Raw genomic sequence first — 21,964 nt, forward strand, 5'->3', positions numbered from 1 at the left:
GGCAGGCCAGACCGCGATGCCCGGCCTCACCCGCCGGGGCAACCGGTGCAGGCGGCCGACGCGAACGCCGTAGCCGGGTTCGTCGTCATCGGTCCCGCAATCCTGTCGCCCAGTGCGGCCGGCATCGTTGCCTGGTGTCATCGCCGACCGGCTCCGTGAGCACATGCTGGGGCGCAGACTGCGCAGCGCCGGGGCCTCCGGGTGTCGCAGGTCCCGGCATCGCCCCGCATGTCGTCGTCGCCCCGGATCGCTACCCTGTGCGCGGCGCGAATCGCGCTGCCTGCTGGATTGCTGTTCGATGCCCGATTTCCTGCTCCGCCTGTGGGCCATGGTGGCGACCAATCCCCATCTCCTCGGACTGCTGGTCGCGTGCTGGGCGCTGTATCTGGTGGTGCTGGGTGTCTGGATCGTCCTGCAGAAGCGTGAGCCCGCCGCGACCCTGAGCTGGCTGCTGGGCCTGGCGCTGCTGCCGTACCTGGGGTTCCTCGTCTATCACGTGTTCGGTCCGCAGCGGATCCGCCGCAACCGGCTGCGTCGCAGCCACAACCGCGCCATGATGCAGAGCCCGCAGATCGAGGCGGAGCAGGGCGAGGCCGCGGAACTGGTGCGCCTCGGACAGGCAACGACGGGCCTGCCGGCGACCTCGTCGGCCGAGGTGACGCTGCTGGTCGACGGCGCGGCGAAGTACACCGCACTGCTCGCCGACATCGCCCGCGCCGAGCACCACGTGCATCTGGAGTACTACATCTACGAACCGGACCACACCGGCGCAGCCTTGCGCGATGCCCTGGTCGAGCGCGCGCGCGCCGGCGTGCGCGTGCGCGTGCTGCTGGACTTCGTCGGCTCGAGCGCGTCGCGCCGGTTCTTCACGCCGCTGCTCGAGGCCGGCGGGGAACTCGCCTGGTTCCATCCGATGCGGTTCGGGCGCTTCTGGCAGCGTCCCTGGACCAACCTGCGCACGCACCGCAAGATCGTGATCATCGATGGCCGCATCGGCTATACCGGCGGCATGAACATCGCCGACCAGCAGGACGAGCGGCTGCGTAGCGATGCCTATCGTGACCTGCACATGCGTCTGGTCGGCAAGTCGGTGCGGGTGCTGCAGCTGGTGTTCGCCGAGGACTGGGCCTACGCCACCGGGCAGCGCGACTTCCTTGCCGAGGTCAAACGCCAGACGCCACCGGCCGATGCCGGCCCGATCCGCACCCAGGTCCTGACTTCGGGGCCGGACTCCAACTGGGAAGCGATCCACCGCGCGCATGTCGGCGCGATCCACTCCGCGAAGACGCGGGTGTGGATGACCACGCCGTACTTCGTGCCCGGCGAGGCGGCGATGATGGCGTTGACCTCGGCCGCGCTGGCCGGACTCGACGTGCGCCTGCTGGTGCCGCAGGTCAGCGACTCGAGGATCGTCACGCTGGCGGCACGGTCCTATTTTGGTGAGCTGCTGCTCGCGGGGGTGCGGATCTACGAATACCGCTCGCGCCTGCTGCACAGCAAGACGCTGTTGGTCGACGACCACCTGGCGCTGATCGGCAGCGCCAACTTCGACCATCGCAGCTTCCGGCTCAATTTCGAGGTTTCGGTGCTGTTCGATGACACGGGCGTAGCCGCGGCGCTCGCCCAGCACATCGAAAGCGAGTTCGCCCACGCCCCACGCGTCCAGCGGGGCCGACGGCGTCCGCTGCTGACCGCGCGCCTGCCCGAGGCGCTGGCGCGGCTGTGCTCGCCTCTGCTGTAGCGGCCAATCCGCGATGCGGATCCGTGCGCCAACCACCACGGCGCTGCCCGAACCCGCTGCGGCGCACGGCTGGCCGGTTGCCGGAGCACGCCATCTCGCAGCGGCGGCAGCCGAACCACGTCCGGTGACCGCAGGCCGCCCGCTGTGCCACGATCCGCAGCCGCGGGTCCTTGGGAGTCGCTACGTGCACAGTCCCGTAGTTCCGGCTTGCCTGCGCGCCCGGCGACGCTGCGCTGCGCCGTTCGTCGCGCCGCTTGCGCGTTCGTCGATGCCGGCCCGGCTGGCGAAGCCGACCGACCGGCGACTGGGCTAGACTCCGCACACGTCAGGTGGAGCCCGTCCCATGCCCTGGTTGTTCCTGCTGCTCGCGCTCGGTGCGGTCGCCATTGCCTTCACCACCACGTCGGTCCCGCTCGCGGCGATCGCCCTGTTGCTGTCGCTGGTGTTCGTGGTCATCGGTGTGCTCGGCCTGCTCGCGCAGCGGGTCGGAAGCCAGAGCCGGAGCGAGGCGATGATGGTCGATCCGATGGAGCTGCGCCGGCTGCGCGAGCAGGCCGAAGCCCGTCGCGCCGCCACGCCCTCGGACCCGTCCACGCGATCTCCGCCGGCGGGTCCGTGACCCGGCTCAGCGTCAACGTCAACAAGATCGCGGTGCTGCGCAATTCCCGCGGCGGTCGCGAGCCGGACGTGCTCCGCGCAGCTACCGTGTGTCTGGATGCCGGCGCTCACGGGATCACCGTCCATCCGCGGCCGGACGCGCGACATATCCGCGCCGACGATGTGTATGCGCTGGCCCGGCTGACGAGCGCACGCGGCGTCGAACTCAATATCGAGGGCAACCCCTTCGCGCCTCCGCGCGACGGCTATCCGGGTCTGCTGGCGTTGTGCGAACAGACCCGCCCGGCGCAGGTGACCCTTGTGCCGGACGGCGATGCCCAGCTCACCTCCGACCACGGCTTCGACTTCGCCCGCGAACAGGCGGCCCTGGTGCCTCTGGTGGCGCGCTTCCACGCACTCGGGTGCCGGGTGAGCCTGTTCGCCGATGCCGGCGCCGACATCGGCGCGGCGCGGGCCAGTGGCGCAGAGCGGATCGAGCTCTATACCGGCCCGTGGGCGGAAGCGTTCGACGCCGGGCGCCCGGCAAGCGCCTTGCCGGCATTCGTGGAGACGGCAGGTTGCGCGCGCGCGGCGGGGCTGGGGGTCAACGCCGGCCACGACCTCAGCCAGGCCAACCTGGCTGCTTTCCTCGACGCCGTGGGCAGGATCGACGAGGTCTCGATCGGCCACGCACTGATCAGTGAGGCCCTCTACGACGGTCTGGAGACGACGGTCCGGCGGTACCGCGCGATCGTTGATCGCGACTAGCCGGCGCTGCCCGGAGTCCCGATCCCCACTGGGGCGCGCGTCGGTTTCACGATGGTCTGAGGACCCACCCGCGATGGCGGCCCCGACTGCGGCTGCGGCACAGGCCGTGGGTCCGGGCCGTGGTCACACGCCCGCCCCGCCAGGCGGAGGCGGGTTGCGCTGCCAGCGACGGGACCGGCGCAACCAAAAAAAAACGCCGCCCGAAGGCGGCGCTCAAGACTTCGCGGTAAGCGTCGGACGCGCTGCAGGCTCGTCCGACGTTGATGCGGTGACTGCTTACTGCTTGACGAATCCGATCTTCTGCATCTGCGCGTTCTTCGCTTCAGCCAGCACCTTCGCCAGCACGCCGTAATCGGCGTCGGCATTGGTGTCGATCTCGAGCGTCGGCTGATTGGTCGGGTCACGCTGGACCTCCGACTCCATCATGTTGCGCAGTGCCGAGACTGGCGTCGGGCTGTCGTTCCAGAAGACCTGGCCAGAGCCATCGATGCGCAGCCGGATCGGCTCCGGTGGCTCCACCGGATTTTCCGGCGGCGTCGTGGAGCGTTGTGGAAGATCGATGTCGATTGGATAGGAAGCCTTCGGCGCCGTCACCATGAAGATGATCAGCAGCACCAACATCACGTCGCAGAGCGGAATGATGTTGATGTCGGCCATCGGGCCTTCGCCACCGGATGAAAATGCCATGCGTGTTGCTCCGGTTTACCTGTTTTCGAGCGTCGCGATGAAGCCGACCTTGCGCATGCCCTGGGCCTGTGCAGTGTTGACCACGTCGTTGATCGTCCGGTACTTCGTCGTCGCGTCGCCACGGATGTTGACCGGCGGCTGCGGCGTCTTCTGTGCCTCGACCGAGAAAGCACTCTCCAGCAACTGGAGCGTGACCGGCTCGTCATTGAGGAAGATGTCGCCGTTCTCGGTCACCGCCACGGTCAGTGGCGGCGGGCCGGGCGCATTCTCCGGACGCTCATCGAGGTTGGCTTCCGGCAACTCGACCTGCACTTTGTGTGCCATCAGCGGTGCTGTGACCATGAAGATGATCAGCAGCACCAGCATGACGTCGACGAGCGGAACGATGTTGATCGTGGCATTGACCTTGTCGTTGCCACCACCTGAGCTGAAAGCCATATCTGAACTCCGTTGTCGCTACTGACGTGCGCGCTTCTTAGACCTTGGCCGGCATGTCGCCGACGCGCGAACCGGTGGCGAAGAAGTCGTGCAGGTCGTGCGCGAACGTGTCGAGCTTGTTGTTCGTGCCGCGGTTGAGGCGGACGAAGAAGTTGTAGCCCAGCACCGCCGGGATCGCGACGCCCAGACCGATCGCGGTCATGATCAGCGCCTCGCCGACCGGACCCGCCACCGCGCCGATGTCGGCCTGGCCGCTGGCACCGATGCGGATCAGGGCGCGGTAGATGCCCCACACCGTACCGAGCAGACCCACGAACGGCGCGGTCGCACCGACGGTGGCGAGCACGGTCAGACCATCTTCAAGCTTCAGCGATTCGCGGGTCACGGCCTGGCGCAGGGCGCGGTCGACGAACTCCGAACGGTTCAGCGACTCGACGAGACGCGAACCTTCGTGACGCTGGTGATGGGCGGCTGCCTGGGCGGCGTCGAGGGCGACCTTCGAGAAGGGCTCGCTCTTGGGCTGCTCTTCCATGAAGCGGATCGCGTCCTGGGCGTTGTGCGTTTCCCAGAACGTGTTGATCACGCGGTCAGTACTGCCGCGCAGACGGGCAGCCTTGATGGCGTTGTAGATGATCCAGAAGATCGACATCGCGGACATCACGATCAGCACGATGAGCACGGTCCAGTTGACCGCGTCCATGTGCTCGATCATGTCGGCGAAGCCCATCTGCTGCAGACCTGCAGCGTTGGACACAGCGGCGTTGGTGGTTTCCTGCAGCATGACGCTTACCTTCTAGATGTAGTGGTTTGAAGAGTGGAACATTGACGCGGAACAGCGGGGGTCCGACGGACCCCGTTGTATCGGGTGACGCGTGAGGATCAGCCGAGCTTGAAGTCGACCGGAACACGGACGCGACCGGCAGCCGGCTTGCCGTTCTGCATGGCCGGCGCGAACGACCACTTGCGTGCGGCCTCGATCGCAGCGCGATCAAGGTCGCGATTGCGGCTGGACTTCTCGACCGACACGTTGGTGACGTTGCCGCTGGCATCGACGTCGATGACCAGGATCACCGTGCCCTCGATCTGCGCGCGAGCGGCCGCAGGCGGGTAACGCGGCGGATTCATGTTCTTCGACGAGATGTCGACGCTGGCGCCGATGTCGGCGACCGCGGCTGGCGGCGACGGAGGTGCCGGCGGCGGAGCCGGGGTATCCATCGGTGACGGATCGTCGAACACGACCGGCGGGGCCTCCGGCGGCGGCGGCACGGGCGTCGGGCGCGGCGGTGTCAGCTCCTTGATCGGAGTCGGCTTCGGCGGTTCCGGCGGCGGCGGCGGCGGCGGGGGGGGCGGCGGCGGCGGTTCGATGATCACCACACGCGTGGCGGCTTCTTCCTGCTGCGCGGCATTGGGCGGGTTGACCGGCGCCAGCAGCAGCATGATTGCGGCGGCATGGAACGCGACCACCATCGTGAAGCCGGCAATGCGACCCCAGTTGAGGCCCTCGTCTTCGTCGTTCGTGTTGGTCGTCGTCGAGCGTAGCGTCATGCGAAGAACTCTGGTGGGGCCGGGGAGGTACGCCCCGGTGGAAATGTCGATCTACCGCCCTGTCGGGCGGCAGGAACCCTAAAGCTTATACCAATCCGAGTAGCCTGCACCATCAAAATTCAGGCAACTTTTTCTTAACGTCCCGAGATGATGCGCTCGGCGTCCGTGTTGGATTTCAGGCCTTTCGCAATCGCCTGACGCGCCGCTTCCTGGGCTTCCGAGGTGCGTCCTTCCTGATGCAGGACGCGCGCGAGATTGAGATACGTCTCGCCATTCTCGGCGAGTGGCGCTGCCTTGCGCCAGGCGGCAATCGCCGGCTCGATCTGCTCGGAGAAGTAGTGTGCCTGACCGAGCGCCGCCATGGTGCGGTAATCCTCCTTGAGGATGTTCTTCTGCAGGCCCTCGTTGATCACCGCGATGGCCTCACGTTCCTTGTTGTCGCTGTTGAGGTACAGCGCGTAAAGGTTGCGGTACTCGCTTTCCTCGGTCAGCTGCCCGGCGGCGCGCAGGCGTTCGAACACCTCGATCGCCTTGTCGTTCTGATCGGTCTGCAGATACGACACCGCGAGGTTGATCTGCGAGCGCTTGTCGTCCGGAGTGGCCTGGGCGACCTGCTCGGCCAGGCGCGTCGCCTCGGCGGTGTTGCCCGACTCGGCGTACGCGCCCATCAGCAGCTGCGTCCACTGCGGGTCGACATCGCCGCCCGATTCCACCAGCGGCTTGAGCGTTGCGATCGCCTCGGGATAGCGCTCGAGACGATAGAGCATGTTGCCCTTCAGGGCCTGGTCCTTGGGATCGTTCGAGCCGGACTCGGCGAGGTAACGGTCCAGCGACGCGAGCGCTTCGTCGTACTGCTGCTCCTGGGCCTGCAACTGGGCCAGCATCAGCATCGACTGGAAGTGGTTGTTGTTGTCGAGACCGCCGGTGTCGATCGCCTGCTGGAGGTAGGTCTTGGCGCGCTCGTTGTCTTCATTGAGCAGCAGCTGGGCGCCGAGCAGGGCCGCCATCGACTTGTCGTAGGCATTGGCACGTTCGTTGGCGAGGATCTCGTCGGCGATCGGCAACCCCTTGGCGGCATCGTTCTGGTTGCTGGCTTCAGACAGCGCGTTGAGCTGCTTGATCAGGCTCTGGCTCGCCGCCACGCCCGGTTCCTGACGGGTGGCGCTGGGGAAGCGGGCTTCGACGACGGGCGCGGCGCGAGTGGAACGGCGCTCATTGCGCTCGCTGCTGCGCGAGGACCGGTCGACCCGGCGGCGCTCGCTGCGATCCTCGCCTTCGCTACGCGCGTTGCCGCCTTCTTCCTGGGCGAACGCGGTCGGCGCCGCGAATGCGAGCAGCACGGTGCTCAGGGCGGCGGCCAGGGCCTGCTGGGACATGCGGGACTTCGACATCGTTTACCTCGATTGGCAGGTGCCCGCGCAGACACGGGGGCGGGAAGCTGGAACGGCGATTATCGCCGGAAGAATGCGGGCCTGTATTGCACGAAGAGGCGGCCCGCGTCAGCCGCAGCGCGGGCGCTTGCCTGCGGCCTGGGCCTGTTCGTAGACCGGCACCAGGCTCGCGGCGCGCGTCTGCAGTTCGCTGATGCGGCTCTGGGGATCGGGATGGGTCGACAGCCACTGCGGCGGACGACTGCCGCCGCTGGCCGCGATCATGTTCTGCCACAGGCCGACTGCCGCACGCGGATCGAAGCCCGCCTTGGCCATCAGGTCCTGGCCGACGACATCCGCCTCGGTTTCCTGGACGCGCGTGCCGGGCAGCAGGAACAGTCCCTGCGCGGCGGCGCCACCGAGCTGGCTGGTCGCCTGTTGCGCGCCTTCGCCGTAACGCGAGCCCGCCAGCGCACCGACCACGCCCAGGGCGCCCTGGGCGCCGATCTGGCGGGTGACGCGTTCATCGTGATGGTTTGCATACACGTGCCCGATCTCGTGCGCTATGACCGCCGCCAGCTGGTCCTGGTCCTTCGCGACATTGAGGATCCCGGTGTGCACGCCCACCTTGCCGCCCGGCAGAGCGAAGGCGTTGGGGTTGTCGTCGACGAAGACCACCGATTCCCAGTTGAGCTGCTGCCAGTTGGGTGGCAGCTCGCGCACGATGTCGGTGACGATGCAACGCACGTACGCCTGCTGCTTGGCGTCAGGGGAGGCGCGCATCTTCGCCTTGGTGTCGGCGAAAGCCTCGAGGCCCATCTGGTTAAGCTGCGCCTGGCTGACGGCGCCGACGTACTGGGTACGCCCGGTGGGGGACGTGGTCGTCGCGCAGCCGGCAAGCAGCAGGGCGGCGGCAAGCGCTGCGATCGGCGTTTTCATCACGGGACTTCCCTATTCAAGAACCCTCGTTGTAGAGCGGCGCAGATTAACGCGCCGTCAATCCGACTCGGAGGGGGGCACACGGGCAGTGTGGGTCAGACGTCGAGATTAGCGACCTTGAGCGCGTTGTCGTCGATGAACGCCCGGCGGGGCTCCACGACATCGCCCATCAGGGTGCTGAAAATCTCGTCCGCGGCTACCGCGTCCTCGATCCGGACCTGCAGCAGGCGGCGCGTATCGGGGTTGACCGTCGTATCCCACAGCTGCTCGGGGTTCATTTCGCCCAGACCCTTGAAGCGCTGGATCTGGCGACCGCGCTTGGCCTCGTCGAGCAGCCAGGCCTGGACTTCGGCAAACGACCTCACCGGGTGGGTGCGGTTGCCGCGGGTGATCTGGGCGCCTTCGCGGATCAGCCCGTGGAGCTGGCGCGCGGCCTCGCCGACTGCCCGCAGTTCGCCGGTCTCCAGCGCCGACAGCGGCACCAGCTGGGTGATGTCGACGCCCATGTGGCGCCGCTCGATCGTGAGCACCGCGCCTCGCGCTTCGGTCGCCGGCTGGATGCCGAAGCGGTAGCGCGGACGGCCGAGCCCCTTGCGGTTGAGCCCGGCCTCCAAGGCCTCGAGCGCGGCAGCGCTGTCGATCCCCGGCCCGACCAGCGGCGCGGCGTCGAGCAGCATCTCGATCACGGCCGGGTCGTAGCGATGCGCGTTGCGGGCAATGGTGTCGCGCGCGGCGGCGAACACCAGCAGCAGGTTCTCCAGGGCGACACCCTCGATCGCCGGCTCGCCGGCGGCCGGGACCAGTGACGCGCCCTCGACCGCATTGCCGGCGAGGTAGACGTCGAGCGCCGTATCGTCCTTGAGATAGATCTCGTTCTTGCCCTGCTTGACCTTGTACAGCGGCGGCAGGCCGATGTAGACGTGGCCGCGTTCGATCAGCTCGGGCATCTGCCGGTAGAAGAACGTCAGCAGCAGCGTCCGGATGTGCGAACCGTCGACGTCGGCGTCGGTCATGATGATGATCTTGTGGTAGCGCAGCTTGTCCGGGTTGTACTCGTCCTTGCCGATGCCGGTGCCCAGGGCCGTGATCAGGGTGCCGACCTCGGCGCTGGCGAGCATGCGGTCGAAGCGCGCGCGCTCGACGTTGAGGATCTTGCCGCGCAGCGGCAGCACCGCCTGGTTCTTGCGGTTGCGGCCCTGCTTGGCCGAGCCGCCGGCCGAGTCACCCTCGACGATGAAGAGTTCCGACAGCGCCGGATCCTTCTCCTGGCAGTCGGCCAGCTTGCCCGGCAGGCCGGCGATGTCGAGCGCGCCCTTGCGGCGGGTCAGGTCGCGTGCCTTGCGGGCGGCCTCGCGGGCGCGCGCGGCATCGACGATCTTGCCGGCGATGGCGCGGGCCTCGGCGGGGTTCTCGTCGAGGAATTCCTGCAGGCGCTGGCCGAACGCACTCTCAACGACCGGGCGCACCTCGGAGGAGACCAGCTTTTCCTTGGTCTGGGAGGAGAAGCTCGGGTCGGGCACCTTCACCGACAGCACCGCGATCATGCCCTCGCGCATGTCGTCGCCCGACAGGGCCACCTTGGCCTGCTTGGCGATGCCGTTGCGCTCGATGTAGTTCGTCAGCGTGCGCGTCAGCGCCGCGCGGAAACCCTGCAGATGGGTGCCGCCGTCCTTCTGCGGAATGTTGTTGGTGAAGCAGAACATCGTTTCCTGGTAGGCGTCGGTCCATTGCAGGGCCACGTCCACCGTGATGCCGCTCTGCTCACCGGTCACCGAGATCACGTTCGGATGCAGCGGGGTCTTGAGCTGGGCCAGATGCTCGACGAACGAGCGGATACCGCCCTGGTACTCGAACAGATCCTGCCGGCCCTCGCCGCGCAGATCGACGAGCTTGATCCGCACACCGGAGTTGAGGAACGAAAGCTCCCGCAGACGTCGCGCCAGGATGTCGTAGTGGAACGTGACATCGCTGAAGGTCGCAACCGCCGGCCAGAACCGCAGCAGGGTGCCGCGCTTGTCGGACGGTTCCAGGCGCTCGACCGGGGCCACTGCCTCGCCGGAGGCGTATTCCTGGTGGTGATGGAAGCCATCGCGCCAGATGTCGAGGGTCAGTTTCTCGCTGAGCGCATTGACCACCGAGACGCCCACGCCGTGCAGGCCGCCGGAAACCTTGTAGCTGTTGTCGTCGAACTTACCGCCGGCGTGCAGCTGGGTCATGATGACCTCGGCCGCGGAAATGCCTTCTTCCTTGTGGATGTCGACCGGAATACCGCGTCCGTTGTCCGACACCGAGACCGAGCCGTCTTCGTGGATGGTGACCACGATGTCGTCGGCGTGGCCGGCCAGGGCTTCGTCGATCGAGTTGTCGACGACCTCGAACACCATGTGGTGCAGACCTGTGCCGTCATGGACGTCGCCGATGTACATGCCGGGACGCTTGCGCACAGCCTCGAGGCCGCGCAGCACGGTAATTCGGCTGGAATCGTAGTCGGTATTGGCGGGCGCGCCGCCGGAGATCGTCTCGTCGCTCATTCGGTTCGCAGTCTGGCCGGTGCGCGGCGTCCACGCGCGGTCCGGCAGGCCGGAGGCGCGGCTGGAGGGGGCCGCAAGGACGGAATTGTAGCATTGCGGGCGAAGCGGGGGTCATTGTTCCACGTGGAACAACATCCGCCGGGCGAATGATTCTGCATGCGGGCCAGACGCGGATTCAGCCAGCCCGAAGCTCGCCATGTTCCACGTGGAACATGGCTGCGTCTACCAGCAGTTCAGCCGGCCAATGCGCGGGCCGCTCGGTACCCGAGATCAGGACCTGTGCCTGCATCCGGTGCAGGTAGTCGAGCACCTGGTGCTGGTGGTGCCGATCCAGTTCGGAGGCGAGGTCGTCCAAAGCAATGATCGGCCATCGCCCCTGCGAACGCGCGGCGCAGTCCTGCGCCTGGGCCATCAGGCAGCACAACGCCGCCTGCTTGGCCTGCCCACGTGAAAGCAAGCCCTGCTCGGGGCGATCCTCGAACCGGATCCGCCAGTCCGCGCGATGCGGTCCGACACTGGTGTAGCCGACGGCCCGATCGCGATCCCGGGCGACCAGCAGGGCATCGGCCAAGGAAAGCTCCTGGCGGCGCCATCCGGGGTGGAAGACGAGCTCCGGAAGCCCAAGCCCGGGCGCGATGTCGGCGGCAACCGCCTGCACTGCACCGTGCAGGCGCCTCAGGTAGGCATCCCGGCGGCTGTCGAGCGGTTGCGCCGCCTCGACGAGCTCAAGGTCCCAGGCGTCCAACTGCGGATTCGACACCCCGGACTTGAGCAACGCATTGCGCTGGCGCAGCGCTCGCGCGTAACGGCGCCACTGCGGCAGGAAATCCTGTTCCACGTGGAACAACCCCCAATCGAGGAAGCGGCGACGCACCTCGCTGCTGCCGGAAATCAATGCGTGGCTGCCGGGCTCGAACGTCACCACCATCAGCGCCGCGCACAGCTCGCCCAGCTGCCCTACGTCGGCGCCGTCCAGCCGTCCGCTCCACTCTTGGCCGGTATGTCGGAGTCCCGCCCGGCGCAGTTGGCCGTCCAGCGCTTCGCCATCGCTCCATTCGACGAAGACCTCGAGCGCATCCGCGCCTCGCCGGATCAGGCCATCGCGCACGCGGCCGCGAAAGCTCCGGCCGTAGGCCATCACATGCAGCCCTTCCAGAACGCTGGTCTTGCCGGCGCCGTTGTCACCGAGCAGCAGGTTGAGGCCAGCGGCCGGACGGAGCGACACGGCCTGGAGATTGCGCACATTGCGAAGATCGAGCCGGGTGAGGCGCATGGCGGACCTGGAAGCGGTGGGAGCAGAACGGACGACGCCCGGACTGGGCCGGGCGTCGGGTTTCACGTGAAACATCCTCGTTTCGTCAGAGTCGCAGCGGCATCACGACATGGCGGCTGCGTTCATCGGTCGCCTCCCGCACCAGCGCCGACGAATTGGCATCACGCAATTTCAGGATCACGCGCTCACCACGTAACGCGGTCAATGCGTCGAGCAGGTAGTTCACGTTGAAGCCCACCGCGAGGTCGTCGACCTTGGTTTCAGCCTCGACTTCCTCGTGCGCTTCTTCCTGCTCGGGGTTGTGCGCGTTGATCCGCACGGTGCCCGGCGAAACCTCGAGGCGGACGCCGCGGTATTTCTCGTTCGACAGGATTGCCACGCGCTGCAGCGCGGCGCGCAGCAGTTCACGGTCGATCGTGACTTCGCGGTCGGCGCCGATCGGGATGACCGCCTCGTAGTCAGGAAAGCGGCCGTCGATCAGCTTGCTGGTGAATGTCACGTCATCGCGCTTGACCCGCAGGTGGTTGCGGCCCAGCTCCAGCTCGAGGGTCTTGTCGCCACCCTCGAGCAGACGCTGCAGCTCGGTCACACCCTTGCGCGGCAGGATGATCTGGCGCTTGGTCTGAACCGCGGTGTCGAGCGTGGTTTCGCACAGTGCCAGGCGGTGGCCGTCGGTCGCGACGCAGCGCAGGCGCGTATCGCTGAGGTCGAACAGCAGGCCGTTGAGGTAATAGCGCACGTCCTGCTGGGCCATCGCGAACGCCGTCCGCTCGATGAGTTCCTTCAGGGCCGCCTCTGGAACCGCGATGCGGTCGGTGGCCTCGACCTCGTCCACCGAGGGGAAATCGCCGGCCGGCAGGCTCGACAGCGAGAAGCGGCTGCGCCCGGCCTGCACGGTGATCTTCTCACCGGACTGCGAGATCAAAACCTTGCTGCCATCGGGGAGCGCCCGAACGATATCGAACAGCTTGCGGGCCGGGACCGTGGTCTCACCGTCCTGGGCGTCGTCGACGGGGCGGCGCGAGACCATTTCGACTTCGAGGTCAGTGCCGGTCAGCGAGAGCTGGCCGTCCTGGACCTGGACCAGCAGGTTGGCGAGCACGGGCAGCGTCTGGCGGCGCTCGACGACATTGACGACCTGGGCCAGCGGCTTGAGCAGAGTTTCGCGTTGGAGACTGAAACGCATGACGGTGTTATCCCCTTGTCCCGTGCTTTTATAGAAAGGATATAAATCTAAAGATGGTGGTGCTGGGTGACGCCAAAATCAGTGGATATCTAGCGCAACCCGTTGAAACAAATGAATTTTTTCGACTCTCAAACGCGGTGGACAGCGGGGGCTGGAGAGGTGGATGAAGCTGTGGACAAGTTCTTGCCCCTCAAACTGTCCACAGGCTCTCCCCAATGCGTCCCGGAGTTGTACAAACCCCGGAACGCACAGCTTACTCGCTGAGTTTGCGGATCAGCTTGTCCCAATCCTCGCGCAATTTGCCGTCGCTTTCGATAAGCGTGCGGATCTGGCGGCAGGCATGCAGCACCGTGGTGTGGTCACGGCCGGCAAAGGCCTCTCCGATCTCGGGCAGGCTGTGTTCGGTCAGCTCCTTCGACAGGGCCATGGCCACCTGCCGGGGGCGCGCCAGCGAGCGCGTACGGCGCTTGGAGAGCAGCTCCTTGATCTGCAGGCCGTAGTAGTCGGCCACCACCTTCTGGATGTTGGAGATGCTGATCGCCTGCTGCTGGGCACGTAGCAGGTCGCGCAACGTCTCCTGGGCGAACTCGACCGTGATCGGGCGTCCCATGAAGTTCGCGCGTGCCGCCAGCGTATTGAGCGCGCCCTCGAGATCGCGCACGTTCGAGTGCATTTTCTTGGCCAGCAGGAACGCCACGTCGTCGGGCACGACGGTGCCGCGCTCGGCGGCCTTGGCCAGCACGATCGCTGCGCGGGTTTCGAAGTCGGGCGGATCGATGGCCACCGACAGACCCCAGGACAGGCGCGACTTGAGCCGTGGCTCCAGCCCTTCCACCTCGCGGGGATAGCGGTCGCAGGTCATGATGATCTGCTGCTTGCTGTCGAACAGCGTATTGAAGGTGTGGAAGAACTCTTCCTGGGTGCGGTCCTTGCCGGCGAAGAACTGGATGTCGTCGATCAGCAGCGCGTCGATCTGGCGGAACTGGCGCTTGAACTGGTCCGAGGTCTTTTCCTGGATCGAGCGGAAGAACGCGCTGTAGAACTCCTCCGAGCGCAGGTAGAGCACCCGGGCGCGCGGATTCTGCCGGCGCATCTCGTTGCCCGCGGCGAACATCAGGTGGGTCTTGCCCAGCCCCGTGCCGCCATAGAGCAGCAACGGGTTGTGCGCACGGTCGCCGGGCTTGAGCGCGGCTTGCCATGCGGCGGCACGACCCATCTGGTTGCTGCGGCCTTCGACAAAGTTGTCGAAGCTGTAATGGCTGTCCATGTTGCCGGCGAAGGCTTCGATCGGCGCCGCCGCTGCGGCGCGGCTGTCGAAGATCGAGGTCGGCGTCGCCTGGGCGGGCGCCGCGGCGCGCGGCATCGACCCGACCTGGAGACTCACGTCCTCGATGCCGGCGAAATGCTCGAGCAGCTCGCGGATGCGCGGCATGTAGCGTGCCTGCACTTCGTCGCGGACGAAGGCATTGGGCGCGTACAGCACGGTCGAGCGGTCATCGGCGTGGGCCTGCAAGGGCTTGAGCCAGGTGTGGACATCCTCGGCCGGAAACTCGGCTTCGAGGCGTTGGAGGCAGCGGGGCCAGGCATCCATCATGCGGCGGAATTCGACAAAGCGGGCGCCGCCGCGCGAATGCGCGGTCCGGTCGCCGGAGAAGGGCAGGCAGACTACCATGTCGCCACCGCGTCCCCGAGGAACGGAGTCGCGCGGGCGCCGGGCCCCGGCTTGACCGGCGCGGTGCCAGGCCGCTAGAATTTCCGGTTCCTTATTCGTCACGTTGCCCGAAGGGCTCGACCATGGCTACCAAGCGCACCTACCAGCCCAGCAACCTCAAGCGCAAGCGCGACCACGGCTTCCGTGCGCGCATGGCGACGGCCGACGGCCGCAAGATCCTCGCGCGTCGCCGCGCGAAGGGCCGCAAGGTCCTCTCGGCCTGAAGCTCTCCGGGCCGGTGAGTCGCCTCCGCGTACTCACCGCCCGTCCCGCAGCGCTGATTCCATGACCGCCGGTGTCCGCTATCCGCGGCACGTGCGTGTGCGCGCGCGTGCGGATTTCGATCGCATCTTCGCCAGCGCGACGCGAACCGCGTCGCCGACGCTGGCCGTGCACCTGCTGCCTGAAGCCGGCCCGGCGCGTCTGGGCCTGGCGGTCTCGCGCAAGGTCGACAAGCGCGCGGTCGGGCGCAACCGGATCAAGCGTACGCTGCGCGATGCATTCCGCCTGCTGCAGCCCCAGCTCCGCTCGGGCAGCTATGTCGTCGTGGCCCGCCCCGCCGCAGCCCAGCTCGACAATGCCGCGCTGCGCGCCGCGTTCCTGAGCGTGCTCAAGCGCGCCCGCGCGTTGCCGCCGTCATCCGCGGCCGGCACAATGCCTGCCACCCAGATTCCACCCACGCCGGCATCGCCCGGCGCATGAGCATGCCCGCCTGATGAACCAGATCCGTACTTTCCTCGTCCTCGCCTGGCTGATGGTCGCCGTGTTGCTATGGATGGAGTGGGGCAAGGAAAAGACTGCCGCCGCCCAGCCGCAGCAGAGCGGCGCGGTCCAGCCGGGCGCGTCGGTGACGGTACCCGGCGCGGCCGCCGGCAGCGCCGCGGTGCCCAGCGCGCCCACGGATCTGGCGCCGATCGCGCCGACACCGGGCGTCGCCGCAGCCGCCGGCACTGCCGCCGCCGGCGCGCAGCGGGTCGTCGTGCAGACCGACGTACTGCGGGTGGTCCTCGAGGGCGGCAACGTCGTCCAGGCCGATCTGCTCGAGTATCCGCAGACCCGCGACGAGGCCGCGTCCCCGGTGCGCATGCTCGACACCGACCCCTCGCACTACTACGCCGCGCAGGCCGGCTGGGTCAGCAGCACCAATGCCGCGCCGAGCCACGAAGGCCAGTTCGTCCCCGAGAACGCCGCCGCCAGCGCCACGCTGGCCGAGGGTGAGCAGTCGGTGATCGTGCCGTTCCTGTGGACCGGCGCCGACGGCGTGACCATCCGCCGCAGCTTCGTGCTGACCCGCGGCAACTATGCGATCGAAGTACGCGACGAGATCGTCAATGGTGGCAGCGCGGTGTGGCAGGGCTTCCCGTACCGCCAGCTGATCCGTACCGCGCCGGTGGTCACGCGCGGAATGACCAATCCGGAGTCCTACAGCCTGGTCGGCGCGACGTGGTTCGGCAGCAACATCGGCTACGGCCGTCGCCAGCTCGGCGATTTCGAGGACGATGGCCCGCTCAATGCCAGGGACAGCCAGGTCTGGATCGCGATGGTCCAGCACCACTTCTTCAGCGCCTGGATCCCGGCCCCGGACGATGACGGCACGATCTCGATGCAGGTCGACCGCAGCACCGGCGCGCCGCGTTACCTGATCCGCGAGATCGGCGCACCGCTCGCGGTCGCGGCCGGCCAACAGGCCTCGACCACCGCCCGCCTGTGGGTCGGCCCCAAGCAGGTCGGCCTGATCCAGGCCCAGGGCGTGCGTGGCCTTGACCGCGTCGTCGACTACAGCCGCTTCTCGATCTTCGCGATGCTCGGCGAAGGCCTGTTCTGGATCCTGGCCAAGCTGCATGGCCTGATCGGCAACTGGGGCTGGTCGATCATCGGACTGGTGCTGCTGGTGAAGCTGGCGCTGTATCCGCTGTCGGTCGCGCAGTACAAGTCGATGGCGAAGATGCGCAAGTTCCAGCCGCGCATCGCCCAGCTCAAGGAGCGCTACGGCGACGACAAGCAGAAGTTCCAGATGGCGATGATGGAGCTTTACAAGAAAGAGAAGATCAATCCCATCGGCGGTTGCCTGCCGGTACTGCTGCAGATGCCGGTGTTCTTCGCCCTGTACTGGGTGCTGCTCGAGTCGGTGGAACTGCGCCACGCGCCGTGGATGCTGTGGATCCACGACCTCACCGCGCGCGATCCCTACTTCATCCTGCCGGTGCTCAACATCGCGATCATGTGGGCCACGCAGAAGCTCACGCCGATGGTCGGCATGGATCCGATGCAGCAGAAGATCATGCAGTTCATGCCGCTGGTGTTCGGCGCGATCATGATCTTCTTCCCCTCGGGCCTGGTGCTGTACTGGGTCACCAACGGCGGCCTTGGCCTGCTGCAGCAGTGGTGGATGATCAGGCGCTACAGCGAGGCGCCGGCGAAGGCCTGACGGCCGCGTCGACGTGTGGATCCACGAGCCCGCCGCATGGCGGGCTCGTGCGTTTGAGGAGAAGTGACATGCACCAGTGCAACGAAACCATCGCCGCGATCGCCACAGCGCCCGGCGCCGGCGGGGTCGGCATCGTGCGCCTGTCGGGACCCGCGGCGCTGGCGATTGCGCGGACGATCAGCGCGCGCCGCGCCCTGCGCGCGCGCCATGCCCATTACGCGCGGTTCCGCGACGCCGACGGCAGCGTGCTCGACGACGGTCTCGTCCTCGCATTCCCGGCGCCCGCCAGTTACACCGGCGAAGACGTGGTGGAGCTGCAGGCGCATGGCAGCCCGGTGGTGCTGCAGCAATTGCTGGCGCGTTGCCGCGCGCTCGGCGCGCGACTCGCGCGGCCTGGCGAGTTCAGCGAACGCGCGTTCCTCAACGGCCGGTTGGATCTGGCCCAGGCCGAAGCGGTGGCCGACCTGATCGCAGCCGGCGATGTGCGGGCTGCGCGCGCGGCCCGGCGCGCGCTCGACGGCGTATTCTCGGCGCGCTGCGAGGCCATGGCCGCCGAGCTGCTGCATCTGCGCGTGCATGTGGAGGCGATGATCGATTTCTCCGACGAGCCGATCGACGGGCTCGGCGGTGACGAGGTGGCGCGTCGCATCGAGGCGCTTGCCGCGTCACTGGCGCAGCTGCTGGCCGAGGCCGAACAGGGCCGGCGGCTCCGCGATGGCCTGCATGCGGTGATCATCGGCCCGCCCAACGCCGGCAAGAGTTCGCTGCTCAATGCGCTGGCCGGCGTAGACCGGGCGATCGTCACCGACATCGCCGGCACCACCCGCGATCTATTGCATGAAACGCTGCGTATCGGCGGTGTCGAACTGACCCTTGTCGACACCGCCGGCCTGCGCGCCGAAGGTGATGCGATCGAGCGTGAGGGGATGCGCCGCGCGCGCGCGGAACTCGCACGCGCCGACCTCGCCCTGGTCGTGCTCGACGGCCGCGCCGCCGACACGGGCTGGATGCAGGTCGCCGACGCGGTGGCCGATGTCGGCGATCGGATCATCGTCCACAACAAGGCCGACCTCCTGGCCCCGGGCACCGCCACGGCGCCGGACGACGTGCTGCAGGTGTCGGCGCACACCGGTGCAGGGCTCGACGCCTTGCGCGCAGCGCTGCAGGCGCGGCTCGGCGGCGATCCGCTGGCCGGCGAGGGCGCGTTCACCGCGCGCCAGCGGCATGTCGACGCCCTGCGTGATGCAGCGGAGGCGGTGGAGGACGCACGGGGCACACTGGCGGCGCAGCATCTCGAGCTGACGGCCGAGGCCCTGCGCATCGCCCAGGACGCAATCGGCGCGATCACCGGCCAGGTCCTGGCCGACGATCTGCTCGGCCATATCTTCTCGAGCTTCTGCATCGGCAAATAGTTGCGGCCCGCGGCGGCCAACTGCATTGATCTTCCGGAATTACTCGGACAAAATTCGTTATCGTGTCGAGAGCCCGTGAAGGCCGCCGGCACGAGAGGATTGACAAATCGGCGCCGCTGCCGCGTTCTACGCACTCTTGCGGACATGCATCCTTGGGGAAAGATGATGGTCTCGAAGATTCCGACGTCCAGTCGCGCGCCCAGCGCGCGCCTGGTCGCCGCGCTGGCTCTTGCCTGTGCACTTGCGGCCTGTGGCCGCGACGAGGCGCCGCAGGCGCCAGCTGAAACAGCCGGGGATGTGGGAGGGGGAACAAGCCAGCAGGCCGCGGCGCAGCAGCAGGCCGCCGACGACGCGATTGCCGGGCTCTCGGCCGAGGAACTGCGCACCGCGGCTTCGGCCGCGTACCAGGAAAGCCGCCTGTATGCGCCGGCCGGCGAGAACGCGATGGAGTATTACCTCGCGCTGCGCGAGAAGCAGGCCGGGGATCCCGCGGCCTCGAGCGCGCTGATCGACCTGTTGCCGATGAGCGTGATCGCCACCGAACAGAGCCGCGACCGCGGCGACTACGCCGAGGCACGGCGCCTGCTCGGCCTGATCGAACGCGCCGATGCGGGCCACCCGGCGCTCGAGCGCCTGCGCGCGAGTATCGACAGCGCCGAGCAGCAGACAGCCCAGCGGGCCGAGCAGCAGAAGCTCACCGCCGAACAGGAGGCGCAGCGGACCCAGCAGCTGGAACGCGAACGCGCCCAGCAGCAACAGCAGCAGCAGGCAGCGGCCGCCCAGCAACTGGCGCAGCAGCAGGCCGCAGCTGAGGCTGCGGCCCGTGAGGAAGCGGCGCGCCAGGCGACGGCGCGCGAGGAAGCCGCAGGCCGTCAGGCCGCCACCCCGGCACCGGCGCGCACGGAATCGCCGACGCCCGCCCCAGCGCCGGCGACGCCCGCACCGGCTGCGGCTGCGGTGCAGCTGCGGCCGCTGAGCACGCCGGCCCCGCGCTACCCTGCCGACGCGCTGCGTTCGGGCACCAGCGGGGAGGTCCTGGTCGAATTCACCGTCGGCGCCGACGGCGCGGTCAGCAATGCGCGCGTGGTCCGCGCCGATCCGCCGCGCATCTTCGATCGCGAAGCCCTCGCGGCGGTCCGCCGCTGGCGTTTCGAGCCGGTGCCTGCGCCGGTCACGACGCGCCGCACGATCGGCTTCGCGCCGACGACCAACTGATCCGCGGTTCCGTGTCGACCTGAGCCCTGCGTCGCGCAGGGCGACGTTGGTGCACCGGGAGCTCTCACCCAGACGCGCCAGGCGATAGGCGCAGCGGGACTTCAACAAACACGCGCATCGCAGCGCACAGAAAAAAGCCCGGCCGAAGCCGGGCTTTCTTTTTCCTGGCGGACCGGTCTGGTCAACCCGCGACCGCCAGCTTCTCCTGCCCATAGCGCCACACCGCCAGCAGCCACAGTGCCGCAGCCAACGCGAGGCTCGCGCCCAGATACACACCCCACACTTCCGGTGCGATCGGTTCCGCGCGGATGATCTTCAGCAGCAGCTGGTTCTGCGCGAGGAACGGCACGGCGAACTGCCACAGCTCGGTCTTGATCGGGTTGATCATCAGCACGAAGCTCGGAACCATCGGCAGCAACATCAGCCAGACGATGTGGCTCTGCGCTTCCTTCATGCTCTTGGCGGTCGCGGCGAGGAAGGTCAGCAGCGACGTGCCGACGAACAGCATCGGCAGCAGGACCAGCAGCATCTTGCCGATCGCGACGAAGCTGACGTCGAGCATCCGCGACGCACTCGTGCCCATCTGCGCGCTGATCTTGAAGGCGAGCAGGGTGAGCAGCAGCGAGGCCATGCCGATGATGCAGGCCGCGGCGATCTTGCCGCTGACGATCGCGCCACGCGAGGCCGGGGTGGCCAGCAGTGGTTCCAGCGACTGGCGTTCGCGTTCGCCGGCGGTGGCGTCGAGGATCAGGTAGGAGCCGCCGATGAAGCTCGACAGGATCAGCAGATACGGCAGCAGGATCGCCAGCAGAATGCCGCGCTTGGCTTCCTCGCTCGCAGTATCGCGTGTGCCGACTGCGACCGGCTGCACCACCGACGGATCGATGCCGCGGGCGAGCAGGCGCAGGGCGCCGACCTGCTGCCCGTAGGCAGCAATCGCGGTACGCACACGACGCGTCGGCGTCTCGGCGTTGCGGCGGGTGCTGTCGCTGATGATCTCGACCGTCGCCGGGCGACCGGCGTGCCAGTCCTCGGCGAAGCTCGCCGGAATCTCGATCGCCACGTCGATATCCTGGCCGGCGATCGCAGCGTCGAGATCCGCCGGTGCATCGACGGCCTGGATGCCGAGCGTCGCCAGATGCGCGACGAGATTGGGCGCGTGTTCGGCGCCGATCACCGGTACTTCCAGCACGCGGTCCTGTTCGGTCTTCATGCGCTTCTCGGCCATGAAGTTCATGCCCAGCATCAGCAGCGGATACATCAGCGGGCCGAGCAGCAGCGCCATGAACAACGTGCGCCGGTCGCGCGCGATGTCGAGCAGCTCCTTGCGCACCACGCACCACATCCATCGCAGGTTCCGGCTCATGCCAGCAGGCCCTCCTCGGAACCGATCGCACTGACGAACGCGTCTTCGAGATTCGGCTTGCCGAAACGTTCGCGCAGTTCGTCGGCGGTGCCGTCGGCGACCACGCGGCCCTTGGCGATGATGACGATGCGGTCACACAGCGCAGCGACCTCCTGCATGATGTGGCTGGAGAAGATCACGCAGCGGCCGTCGTCGCGCAGCTTGAACAGGAACTCGCGCATCGCGCGCGTGGTCATCACGTCCAGGCCGTTGGTCGGCTCGTCGAGAATCACGTTGCGCGGGTCGTGCACCAGCGCGCGGGCGATCGCGGTCTTGGTGCGCTGGCCCTGGCTGAAGCCTTCGGTCTGGCGGTCGAGAATCTCGCCCATGTCGAGCTGCTCGCTGAGCACACGCGCGCGCTCGTGGATTTCCGCTTTCGACAGTCCGTGGAGCTCGCCGAAGTAGCGGATGTTCTCGCGCGCGGTCAGGCGCTTGTAGACGCCGCGCGCGTCAGGCAGCACGCCGAGCACGCGGCGCACCGCAGCCGGGTCCTGCGCGGCGTCGATGCCGTCGACCAGCACGCGGCCGCTGTCGGGCTTCATCAGCGTGTAGAGCATGCGCAGCGTCGTCGTCTTGCCGGCGCCGTTGGGACCGAGCAGGCCGGTGATGCGGCCGTCCTCGGCGACGAAATCGACGCCGTCGACGGCCTTGACCGTGCCGGTCTTCGTCTTGAACGCCTTGTGCAGTTGCTGGGCCGTGATCATCGGCAGAGCTCCGG

General features: G+C 67.7%; 20 protein-coding genes. 8 read left to right on the forward strand and 12 right to left on the reverse strand.

Going from position 1 to position 21,964, the window contains the following annotated elements; genetic code table 11:
• Nucleotides 1-298: 298 nt before the first annotated feature.
• The 3 genes from cls (at nt 299) to CNR27_RS02460 (ending at nt 3,106) form a co-directional block, all read left to right on the forward strand.
• Complete coding sequence (cls, locus tag CNR27_RS02450) at nt 299-1,741, forward strand: cardiolipin synthase (RefSeq protein ID WP_096296781.1); 1,443 nt, start codon at nt 299-301, stop codon at nt 1,739-1,741.
• Nucleotides 1,742-2,084: 343 nt separating this feature from the next.
• Nucleotides 2,085-2,360 (forward strand): hypothetical protein, encoded by a 276-nt coding sequence (locus CNR27_RS02455; protein WP_096296782.1) that lies wholly within the window; start codon nt 2,085-2,087, stop codon nt 2,358-2,360.
• Nucleotides 2,357-3,106: a pyridoxine 5'-phosphate synthase gene (locus CNR27_RS02460; protein ID WP_096296783.1), complete on the forward strand. Its 750-nt coding sequence runs from the start codon at nt 2,357-2,359 to the stop codon at nt 3,104-3,106. The genes CNR27_RS02455 and CNR27_RS02460 overlap by 4 nt, the downstream gene beginning before the upstream one ends.
• A gap of 276 nt (nt 3,107-3,382) precedes the next feature.
• Here CNR27_RS02460 and CNR27_RS02465 read toward each other — a convergent pair whose 3' ends face one another.
• The 10 genes from CNR27_RS02465 to dnaA form a co-directional block, all read right to left on the reverse strand.
• Entirely contained in the window at nt 3,383-3,793 is a 411-nt protein-coding gene (locus CNR27_RS02465) for an ExbD/TolR family protein (RefSeq protein ID WP_096296784.1), read from the reverse strand.
• A gap of 15 nt (nt 3,794-3,808) precedes the next feature.
• Entirely contained in the window at nt 3,809-4,231 is a 423-nt protein-coding gene (locus tag CNR27_RS02470) for an ExbD/TolR family protein (protein WP_096296785.1), read from the reverse strand.
• 37 nt (nt 4,232-4,268) lie between these two features.
• Nucleotides 4,269-5,012, reverse strand: a complete 744-nt coding sequence (locus CNR27_RS02475) for a MotA/TolQ/ExbB proton channel family protein (RefSeq protein ID WP_096296786.1) — start codon at nt 5,010-5,012, stop codon at nt 4,269-4,271.
• Between the two features lie 98 nt (nt 5,013-5,110).
• On the reverse strand, nt 5,111-5,776 hold the full coding sequence (locus CNR27_RS02480) for an energy transducer TonB (protein ID WP_096296787.1): 666 nt from the start codon (nt 5,774-5,776) through the stop codon (nt 5,111-5,113).
• A gap of 134 nt (nt 5,777-5,910) precedes the next feature.
• On the reverse strand, nt 5,911-7,167 hold the full coding sequence (locus tag CNR27_RS02485; protein ID WP_245815726.1) for a tetratricopeptide repeat protein: 1,257 nt from the start codon (nt 7,165-7,167) through the stop codon (nt 5,911-5,913).
• 108 nt (nt 7,168-7,275) lie between these two features.
• A complete protein-coding gene (locus tag CNR27_RS02490; protein ID WP_096296788.1) occupies nt 7,276-8,085 on the reverse strand; it encodes a M48 family metallopeptidase in 810 nt (269 codons plus the stop codon).
• Nucleotides 8,086-8,180: 95 nt separating this feature from the next.
• Complete coding sequence (gene gyrB, locus CNR27_RS02495; protein ID WP_096296789.1) at nt 8,181-10,616, reverse strand: DNA topoisomerase (ATP-hydrolyzing) subunit B; 2,436 nt, start codon at nt 10,614-10,616, stop codon at nt 8,181-8,183.
• 175 nt (nt 10,617-10,791) lie between these two features.
• Nucleotides 10,792-11,889, reverse strand: coding sequence for a DNA replication/repair protein RecF (recF, locus tag CNR27_RS02500; RefSeq protein WP_096296790.1), 1,098 nt, complete (start codon nt 11,887-11,889; stop codon nt 10,792-10,794).
• Between the two features lie 85 nt (nt 11,890-11,974).
• Complete coding sequence (dnaN, locus tag CNR27_RS02505) at nt 11,975-13,075, reverse strand: DNA polymerase III subunit beta (RefSeq protein WP_096296791.1); 1,101 nt, start codon at nt 13,073-13,075, stop codon at nt 11,975-11,977.
• Nucleotides 13,076-13,328: 253 nt separating this feature from the next.
• Nucleotides 13,329-14,666 (reverse strand): chromosomal replication initiator protein DnaA, encoded by a 1,338-nt coding sequence (dnaA, locus tag CNR27_RS02510; protein ID WP_096300194.1) that lies wholly within the window; start codon nt 14,664-14,666, stop codon nt 13,329-13,331.
• A 203-nt stretch (nt 14,667-14,869) separates the two neighbouring features.
• On the opposite strand from dnaA, the gene rpmH reads away from it, so the two are divergent.
• From rpmH to CNR27_RS02535, 5 genes are all read left to right on the forward strand, one after another.
• Nucleotides 14,870-15,010 (forward strand): 50S ribosomal protein L34, encoded by a 141-nt coding sequence (rpmH, locus tag CNR27_RS02515; protein WP_047138036.1) that lies wholly within the window; start codon nt 14,870-14,872, stop codon nt 15,008-15,010.
• 61 nt (nt 15,011-15,071) lie between these two features.
• Complete coding sequence (gene rnpA, locus CNR27_RS02520; protein WP_096296792.1) at nt 15,072-15,488, forward strand: ribonuclease P protein component; 417 nt, start codon at nt 15,072-15,074, stop codon at nt 15,486-15,488.
• Nucleotides 15,489-15,501: 13 nt separating this feature from the next.
• Complete coding sequence (gene yidC, locus CNR27_RS02525; RefSeq protein WP_096296793.1) at nt 15,502-17,214, forward strand: membrane protein insertase YidC; 1,713 nt, start codon at nt 15,502-15,504, stop codon at nt 17,212-17,214.
• A 68-nt stretch (nt 17,215-17,282) separates the two neighbouring features.
• A complete protein-coding gene (gene mnmE / locus CNR27_RS02530) occupies nt 17,283-18,626 on the forward strand; it encodes a tRNA uridine-5-carboxymethylaminomethyl(34) synthesis GTPase MnmE (RefSeq protein ID WP_096296794.1) in 1,344 nt (447 codons plus the stop codon).
• A gap of 165 nt (nt 18,627-18,791) precedes the next feature.
• Nucleotides 18,792-19,841 (forward strand): energy transducer TonB, encoded by a 1,050-nt coding sequence (locus CNR27_RS02535; protein WP_096300196.1) that lies wholly within the window; start codon nt 18,792-18,794, stop codon nt 19,839-19,841.
• A gap of 181 nt (nt 19,842-20,022) precedes the next feature.
• Here the strand turns inward: CNR27_RS02535 and CNR27_RS02540 are convergent, their stop codons facing one another.
• Both CNR27_RS02540 and CNR27_RS02545 read right to left on the reverse strand, forming a co-directional pair.
• Nucleotides 20,023-21,207: an ABC transporter permease gene (locus CNR27_RS02540; protein WP_096296795.1), complete on the reverse strand. Its 1,185-nt coding sequence runs from the start codon at nt 21,205-21,207 to the stop codon at nt 20,023-20,025.
• Nucleotides 21,204-21,950: an ABC transporter ATP-binding protein gene (locus CNR27_RS02545; RefSeq protein ID WP_096296796.1), complete on the reverse strand. Its 747-nt coding sequence runs from the start codon at nt 21,948-21,950 to the stop codon at nt 21,204-21,206. Before CNR27_RS02545 ends, CNR27_RS02540 begins: the two co-directional genes overlap by 4 nt.
• Nucleotides 21,951-21,964: the final 14 nt, after the last annotated feature.

Origin of the sequence: Luteimonas chenhongjianii, assembly GCF_002327105.1 — a bacterium.
In the GTDB taxonomy this organism is placed as follows: domain Bacteria; phylum Pseudomonadota; class Gammaproteobacteria; order Xanthomonadales; family Xanthomonadaceae; genus Luteimonas; species Luteimonas chenhongjianii.